The organism is Deltaproteobacteria bacterium (assembly GCA_020845895.1).
Classification (GTDB): domain Bacteria; phylum Lernaellota; class Lernaellaia; order JACKCT01; family JACKCT01; genus JADLEX01.
This window is the reverse complement of record JADLEX010000035.1, coordinates 1-8,439: the sequence shown is the minus strand read 5'-3', so window position 1 is coordinate 8,439 and position 8,439 is coordinate 1. Positions and strand designations below refer to the sequence as shown.

Sequence of the window (8,439 nt, the reverse complement as noted above, 5' to 3'; positions counted from 1 at the left end):
GAATTTGTCGCCGCGGGACCGGTCGTTCAGCGGGCAGGTTACGAGCCTTGGAGATTGTTCTTGACAAGGTGCGTCAAAAGCGAGATCTTTGACCCATCGCCCGTGCGCGGCGGTCAGTGAAGGGTTCTCTTTTATCGATGATAGGAACGGACGGTTCGGTGAAAAGTGCGCACTTTGCGTGGACCGACCGACCAGTATCTCGCGTAATAGACAGAATGCACGTCACTTACGACTGGTGAACAGCGTCTTGCGCGGGTCTCGCCGCCCGCAACGGAGTCAGCCATGCAGAATCCTCCTCGCAAACGCGATGCGGAACAGACCCGAAAGCGCATCATCGAGGCGGCTGAGAAGGTCTTCGTCAAGAAGGGATTCGACGGCGCCCGCGTGGACGAAATCGCCCGTGAAGCCGGCGCGAACAAGCGTCTGCTCTACTTGTATTACGGCAACAAGGACGACCTCTATTTCGAGGTCCTGCGCATCAACTTCCGTCGCATGATCGACGCCGAGCGCGCGTCGGTGGAGCCGGGAGCCGATCCCGAGGCGCACGTGATCGCGATCATTCGCCACTTCTTCCGAACGCTCGCCCAGAACACGGGACTCGCGAGACTCCTGGCCTGGGCGAGCCTCGCCGATGGACGCAGCGACGCGCGCTATCAGCAATCCGTCGATCTGCTGCGTGAGGGGCTCGGCGATCTGTTGTCGGCGGTCGAACTCGGCAAGACGAAGGGCCAGTTCCGCGGCGACGTCGATGTCCGACGCGTGGCGTTTCTGCTCACGAGTGCGTGCCTGTCCTATTTCCACAAACGAATGTTGATGGACGCCTTGTGGGGCACGCGCATCGAAAGCCCCGGCGACGCGGAGAAGTCCATCGACGAAATGATCGAGGTCGTCATGCGCGGAATCCGCTCCGGCGGGCGCGCGCTCGAGCACGCTTCCTGATCGAATCCGACGAGTGACAACGGCGACGCCCGGCCGGCGTCGCCGTTATCATTTTCGCCTAACAACCGCATCCGTCATCGTCGTCGTCGCCGTCATCGTCGTCATCGGGCGTTTGGTCGTCGTCGTCACCGGCAATGTCGTCGTCCGATGAATCGTCGTCCTCGTCGTCATCGTCGCCCGACGGACCGACGATGGTGAACGCGCCGGCGAGTTTCGCGTCTCCAAACCGCGTCGTCATCTCCAGATCCCAGCTTCCGGTCGCGTCGGCGGGCAGGTCAATCGCGAAACGTACCACATCGTCCGATTCAACCTCGATCTCCGAGATCGGCAGGGACGCATCGCCCAGCCGGAGACGTACGCTCGACAGGCCTTGCGAAAACCACCGGCCGCTCACGCGCGCCTGAACGACGACAAACGGGACGGACTGGGCGGGAATTATCTCGGCGATGATCGGACGCGGCGCGGGAAGGATCTGCACGGCGCCCGCCTGACGCGCGGCCTCGTTGTTGTTGTAGGCGGCGACGGCGAAGTCGCGATATCCGTCGCCGTCGAAATCCGGCGCGGCGAGCGCACTGCCGAATCGCGACTTCGTGAGATCCCGCCGGAACGTGAAATCGGCGTCGCCGACCTCGCGCACGAACGGCGCGCCGCCCTCGCCCAGCCACGCGTACGCGCCGCCGCCCTCGAATCCGTCGCGGAACGGCCGCCATGGTTCGCCGGCGACGAGATCGTCGAATCCGTCATTGTCGAAGTCCGCCGCCAGCAGATCGAACCCGAATCGACCGAATGGCGAATTGCCCAGCGCGAAGAGTGTTATCGGCGCGGCGTCCGTCGTGAGTTCGCCGCTCAAATCGTCTTCCCGCACTTCGTAGATGCGCCCCGCCTGATCTTCGGGATCTCCCTTCCCGGTCGGCGCGGCGGCGTAAAACGAGCGCTCGCCGTCGCCGTCGAAGTCCGCGAACGCAAACGCAAATCCGACCTTCTCCCACTGGGCCGAACCCGTGAGCGTGAATGTCGGAACGGGCGGCGCGTCGCCGAAGATCGCGGACGACGACCAACCGGTGAGCTGTCCGATCGAACGAACCGACGGCGACTGCACCGTCGGCGCACCGACGATAAGGTGCGGACTTCCGGCGATCGATTCCACCGCGAGGCGATAACCGAACCAGTCGAAATTCGCGTCTCCGACGAGCTGCGCGTCGGCATCGGCGGGCACAAACGTCTGCCCGGATGATCTCGTGGAAGATGAAAGGAAGATCGACACCATGCCTCGCTGCAAACCCCCGCCGGGCGCATTCGGCGATCCGATCAGCAGATCGCCACGACCATCGCCATCGATGTCGCCCGCGACGAGCGTCCACCCGAGATTCGTGTCGAGTTCCACGCCGTCGATGACGACATCGGCTTCGTCGGAAAAGAGCGACGCGTCGCCCGTGCCGAAGAACACCTCGATACGCCCGCGATACGCCATCTCGTCCGATCCCACGGTCGGCGACGACACGGCGAGGTCGTCGATTCCGTCGTCGTTGAAGTCGAGCACTGCCGCGCTCCAACCGAAGCGTGAGTATTCGAGGTCGCCGAGACGCACCCAGTCGGTCTGCGTGAGCGCGTCGAGAGCTGCCGCTTCGCCGAACTCGCGACCCAGGACGATCGTGAGCATCCCGCGCTCGTGCATGCCGTCCGGCCCGTAGCCCGGCGCGCCGATCACGAGGTCGTCGCGCCCGTCGCCGTCGAGGGCGCGCGCGACCAGCGACTTGCCGAGATAGGAAAACGGCGCGCTGCCGTGAATGGTGATCGTCTCATCGACGGGATAGGCGCGTTGGGTCGGCGACAACTCGAACGACCGCGGTTTGGGATCGAGGTCGAGGCGGTCCGCGCCGACAAGGCGCACCGAGTATCCACGCAGTTTGCGATCGACGCGCAGCTCCAAATTGTTTTCGGACAGGAAATCACGCCCCATCTGCGCATACGGGTGCAGGAACGCGTGACCCAGGGGGCCGTCGTCGTGGGCGATGGGCGGCACCGCGGCCAGCGCGACCGGCACGCCGTTTTCAATCCAGTCGATCACAGACTCCCACGTCCACGCGCTCCAGATGCCCATATCGTCGAGACCGCCCTTGAAGTAATCCTGGTACTGCTCGACGAGAAACGTGGAATCCATCGCGTAAGACCGAAAGAGGAGCCACGCGAAATACTTGACGGCCTTGCTGGCGAGGTAGAGCACCGACATGTTGCCGACGAGGTCGGCCTGCGTGACGTCGGTGTATCCCAGCTCGTGATAGATCTGCTCCAGATCCTGCGACGGTACGTACCACTCGCCATTTACCCAATCGAGCGTCTGGCTGTGCGAGGTCACCATTTCGCCGCCGGTGTCGGCCTGCGAGTGCGCGTCGCTCCACGCCCCGCCAAACTCCATGTCGGACATCGCATCGATCAAACCCGGATCGACCCCCGCGAGCCCGTGCCACGAAATGTCCGACACCGAGTGCACGGTGATGCCGAGCAGAAAGACGACGAGCTTCTGCGTCGCCTCGTCCCACGGTTTGGGATAGTTCGCGCGGATGTATTCGGCGGAAAACTGGATGAAGGGATTCCAGTGCGCGTCTTCCGATTCGTTGGGGAATCCGAAGGCGTAGCCCCAGTCGGGGAAGCATGAGCCGGGCTGCATCGCGTCCTGATGCGCGTCGATCATCGCCGCGTAGTCGGGGTATTCATCCGCGTCGAAGGCCCAGCGCGCGCGTTGGCTGACGTCGCCGTGCGTGTCCATGCCCGCCGCCGTGGCGATCGACGCCGAAATCAATATCGCACAGCACGCGATGAAGATTGCGCGCATGGGAACCTCCAGAATCGAAGTCCGAATGTGTAGTGGATTCGCCTCCAAAGGGCAACGACGCACGTCAGGAAACTCTAGGGGATCAGCACGCCCGCGCCATTGAGGCGGCTCGACTTCAGGTCGGCGAGCGCCCGGTTCGCGTCGGCGAGGGCGTATTGTGTGACGTGCGTTTTCACGCCGATGCGAGCGGCCTCTTCGACGAGTTCGCGTCCGTCGTCGCGGGTCGAATTCGCCACGGTGCGGATCACGCGCTCGCCCCACCAGTCCGCGTAGTCGATCGGCCCGATGGGCGACATGTGGATGCCACCGAGGGCGATGGTCCCGCCCTTTTCCAAATGCCGGAGCGTCTTCACGACGAGTTCCCCGGCCGGCGCGAAGATGATCGCCGCGTCCCAGCGAAGCGGCGGAGAGTCGTCGGCATCGCCGCACCACGACGCGCCGAGATCCGCCGCGAGCCGCCGGTGCGACGTCGAGCGTGTCGCGACATGCACCTCGATTTCCCTCGCGACGGCGATTTGAATGGCGATGTGCGCCGCCGCGCCGAACCCCACGAGCCCGAGTCTCGAACCCGGCGCGGCCCCGGAAAGCCGCAGCGACCGGTAGCCGATAATCCCCGCGCACAGCAACGGCGCGGCGTGCGCGGCGTCAATTTGCGGAGGAAGGTCAACCACGAAAGCAGCCGGCGCGACGCACCACTCGGCGAATCCGCCGTTCACGTCACAGCCCGTGAATCGCGCGTTATCGCAAAGGTTTTCGCGCCCGCTTCGGCAGAACCGGCACTCGCCGCACGTCCCGTGGAGCCACGGCAGCCCGACTCGCGAGCCGATGCGGGACGGATCGACGCCCTCGCCCACCGCGTCGATCTCTCCGACGACCTGATGCCCGGGCACGATCGGCATGCGGCGCGGCGCGAGGTCGCCCTCCACGACGTGCAGATCCGTGTGGCAGATCCCGCATGCGCGAACGCGCAGACGCACCTCGCCCCGCCCCGGCGCGGGCGATTCGATCTCCCGCGCGACGAGCGGCGCGGTGACGATGGCGGCCTGTTTTTCGAGCAGCATGGCGCGCATGAACCGAAGTGTACCAACGCGATCTTCCGTCGTCACGCGGAAACGATTGTGACGATTGTGCAACAAGCCTCGTTTGACACGACGCACGCCCGAACGTTGTAATGACTTGGGGATGGGGGATCACGTGACGACGGGTGACGGCAGCGGTGACCGACTCGGGCTCGCGCGATGGATGCGCGCGGTCGTCGTCGAGCGCGAAAACGTCGAACGCAGATTCGACGCCGATGCCGTGCACGATCTGCGCGTAGCGATCCGACGTTGCCGCTCGATCGCGCAGGGCTTGCGCGAGATCGATCCCCACCCCGCGTGGCGCGCGATGAATCGCGACGGCCGCCGCCTCTTCGCCGCCCTCGGCGCGATGCGCGACACGCACGTCCTGATGGACTGGGTGACGCGGCTCGGCGAAGGCGACGATCCCGTCACCGCGCTTGCCATCGCGCGACTCGAAGCGCACGAGGCCGAACTTCGACTCGAACTCGAGAAGCCGCTGCGACGGTTCGATGTCGACGCGTGGGAGAGGTTCGCGGAGGTCCTCGTCCCGCGAACCGAGATGCTGGCGCCCGACGGACCCGTCTATCTCAATCTCGCGCTGCGGCGATTCGAGGAAGCTCACGCCCTGCACCGGCTCGCCTTGAAGAATCGCGGCAAGACAGCTTGGCACCAACTCCGCATCGGCATCAAGCGGCTGCGATACACGGTCGAAAACTTCCTCCCCGACCTGCACGACGAATGGGGAGACGACCTGAAAACCCTGCAGGATCTCTTGGGCGAGGTGCACGATCTGGATGTGCTGTGGGACATGCTGGGGACGCTGGGTGCGATTTTCCGCACCGACACGAGGGCTCGCTGGCGCGACGCGATCACCCGGGAGCGCCGCGCGCGGATCGACGCCTACCGCGCCCTCATGGTCGGTCGCGATTCGCGATGGCGCGCATGGCGTTCGCGGCTCCCGTCCGGTGTCGAACTGTCCGAAAGCGCGCTCGCCACGCTCGACGCGTGGGCGGCTTTCCGCGACGAGTGCCATGCCCGCGCACGGCATGCGTCGCGTCTCGCCTTGGAACTCCTCGGCGCGCTGCGCGATGCGACCGGCGATTCCCGATTCGCGGACGAATCGACGACGCGCACGCTGCCGGCCGCGTCGCGCGTCTATCGCGTGGGCGCGCGGGACGACCGCGACGGCCGTCGCGTGACCGCCCGAAGCGCGAGACTCATTCGGAAGCTGTCGCCGCCCGTCGGATTCGATACCGACGCCATGGAGCGTATCGCCCGCGTCGTGGAGTGCGTGGATGCGCCGTTCGTGCCGATTCCCGGCGAGGACGATCACCTCGTCCCCGCCGCCTCCGCGGTTTTGCGGCTCGCTCGGGCGCTGGCAGCGGGGCTCGACGGCGGCGTTCGCGTGCGGTCGGTGGAGATCCGCAACGGATACGTCGAGATCGACGTGACGGGGCTGCCCGGCAAGGAAACGGTTGGAGAGGAAATCGCACGCGCGCGATACGGCCTCGAACGGCTGCTCGGCCGGCCGGTGTTTGTGCCGCAAACGGTCGCGCGACCCAAGCCGGGTGCGCGGAGTGTCAGACGTGACAGTGCGACAGCCCGCGTTTCTCCAGATAGCGCTGATGATACTCCTCGGCGCGGAAAAACGGCGCGGCGGGCACGATCTCGGTAACGATGGGGCGCGTGAATCGGCCCGTCACCTCCAGCTCGCGGATTGTATCGAGCGTCGCACGGCGCTGATCCTCGTCCTGATAGAATACCGCCGAGCGATACTGCGTGCCGACATCCGGTCCCTGTCGGTTGAGCGTCGTGGGATCGTGATTCTCAAAGAAGATCCGCAGGAGTTCCTCGAAACGCACGACCTCCGGATCGAACTCGACCTGCACCGCCTCGGCATGCCCCGACGTGTCGGCGCAAACGTCCTCGTACGTCGGGTTGTCGAGCAGACCGCCGGTGTAGCCGACCGCCGTGGCCGTCACGCCGGGCGTTCGCGCGAACACCTCTTCGACGCCCCAGAAACACCCCGCCGCGAATACCGCCGTTTGTGTTGTCATACGCGCCTCCCGTAATGGTGAATTTCGCGAAGCGTGCCCCGTTTGTCCATGAGCATCCGCAGGGTCATAACTCGTACGGCGATCTCCTCGGTCCTTCGGTGCTGGGACTCGCGGGATGGTTCGAGCGGCTCGAATTTGAAACCGCCCGCTGCGTGACAAGATTGTGAGAAGGCCGACAATCGACATTTACGTAATTTTTCTTACTGTTTTTCGCCCGGAAAAGGCGTATCGATTTCATATTCAATTTTATGACTGTTGGGGACAAAGGAAGATGAAGTGGAAACACGAACCACCGTCACCTTTTTCCTTCTGATCGCCCTCGCGGCGTTCCCCGCCTGCGATTGTGAATCGCCCGATTCATCCGACGAAGCCTCGGCGAAGTCGGATGACGATTCCTCCCTCGATGATGATTCCCTGAACGACGACCTCGACGACGACGCAGGCTCGACAACCACAACCACATCTCCCACTACGACGACGACCACCGCGCCGCCGACGAGTTCTTCCACGACCACCACGGTTGTGACCACCACGTCGACGTCCACGACGACGACCACGGTGCGTCCCGGTACGGGCACCGTGTGCGATCCGTTCAACAAAGTCCCGGAAGTCATCGTTCCCGCAGTACCCTACGGCCCGTGGCCCGAGTGGGAGCGCGACGGCGTCACCTTCCAGCAGATTCTCTCGGGGGGCGCGGGGTTTGGACAGAACGACATCGCGATTTCGAGCGACGGCGTGATCCACGCGGTGGGTCAGGACGGCCTGTCCCTCGACCACTACATGATCGACGCTGCGGGCGGCATCACGCGCGACACGATCAACCCGCTCGGCGGCGAGTGGAAGGTGATGGACATCGACGCCGAGGACCACATCCACCTCGTCTACACCTACCGCCGCGAGCCGGACGAGGAGGTGAACGAACTGCGTTATGCGACGAATAAGAGCGGCGAGTGGGAGGACATCCTGCTGCGCGAGGTCGATCGCGGCTCGCCCGACTTCGATATGGCGGTGGATGCGAACGGACTGCTGCACATCGTGTACTCGGGCATCGCCCGCAACGACAAGAGCCTGTACTACGCGACGTGGGACGGCGCGACGCTCACCGAGACGCAGCTTGCGCCGGACGACACGACGTGGCGGTACGGCTGCTACATCGCACTCGACTCCGCGGACGAGCCGCACATCATCGCCACGGACGACTTCGGGCTCTTCGCGTGGGATCTCTACGAAACGGAGACTTGGGTGAAGACGCTTGTCGATGCCGATCAGGCGAGCTGGGATTTTGGGTTCGACGATCAGGACCGGCGGCACATCGTCTCGAACGGAATTACGGACGGGGACCTGTATCACGGCGTGTACGAAAACGACGTGTGGACGTGGGAGGACATTGACGACTGCCGCGACGGCATTCGGTACCCGAAGCTCTTCATCGATGCGGCCGGCGCGCTGCACATCGTCTACACCAACGGCTACGGGACGGACGTGTTCTACACGACGAACGAGTCGGGCGACTGGGTCTTCACGCGCATGGTGACGGGCGACGGGGGTG

6 protein-coding genes are annotated in these 8,439 nt (G+C 64.6%); 3 read left to right on the top strand and 3 right to left on the bottom strand.

The features are described from left to right. Positions 1–282: 282 nt before the first annotated feature. Complete coding sequence (locus tag IT350_04315; protein ID MCC6157253.1) at positions 283–939, top strand: TetR/AcrR family transcriptional regulator; 657 nt, start codon at positions 283–285, stop codon at positions 937–939. A gap of 58 nt (positions 940–997) precedes the next feature. Here the strand turns inward: IT350_04315 and IT350_04310 are convergent, their stop codons facing one another. Both IT350_04310 and IT350_04305 read right to left on the bottom strand, forming a co-directional pair. Then, a complete protein-coding gene (locus IT350_04310; GenBank protein MCC6157252.1) occupies positions 998–3,772 on the bottom strand; it encodes an FG-GAP repeat protein in 2,775 nt (924 codons plus the stop codon). Positions 3,773–3,846: 74 nt separating this feature from the next. Next, a complete protein-coding gene (locus tag IT350_04305) occupies positions 3,847–4,842 on the bottom strand; it encodes a zinc-dependent alcohol dehydrogenase family protein (GenBank protein ID MCC6157251.1) in 996 nt (331 codons plus the stop codon). Between the two features lie 124 nt (positions 4,843–4,966). On the opposite strand from IT350_04305, the gene IT350_04300 reads away from it, so the two are divergent. After that, the gene (locus tag IT350_04300; GenBank protein MCC6157250.1) at positions 4,967–6,508 is read left to right on the top strand and encodes a CHAD domain-containing protein; all 1,542 of its coding nucleotides are present in this window, start codon (positions 4,967–4,969) and stop codon (positions 6,506–6,508) included. Here IT350_04300 and msrA read toward each other — a convergent pair. Next, positions 6,414–6,890: a peptide-methionine (S)-S-oxide reductase MsrA gene (gene msrA, locus IT350_04295; protein ID MCC6157249.1), complete on the bottom strand. Its 477-nt coding sequence runs from the start codon at positions 6,888–6,890 to the stop codon at positions 6,414–6,416. The genes IT350_04300 and msrA overlap by 95 nt on opposite strands. A 276-nt stretch (positions 6,891–7,166) precedes the next feature. Between msrA and IT350_04290 the strand changes: the two genes are divergently transcribed. After that, a partial coding sequence (locus IT350_04290) for a hypothetical protein (protein ID MCC6157248.1) occupies positions 7,167–8,439 on the top strand: 1,273 nt, incomplete at its 3' end.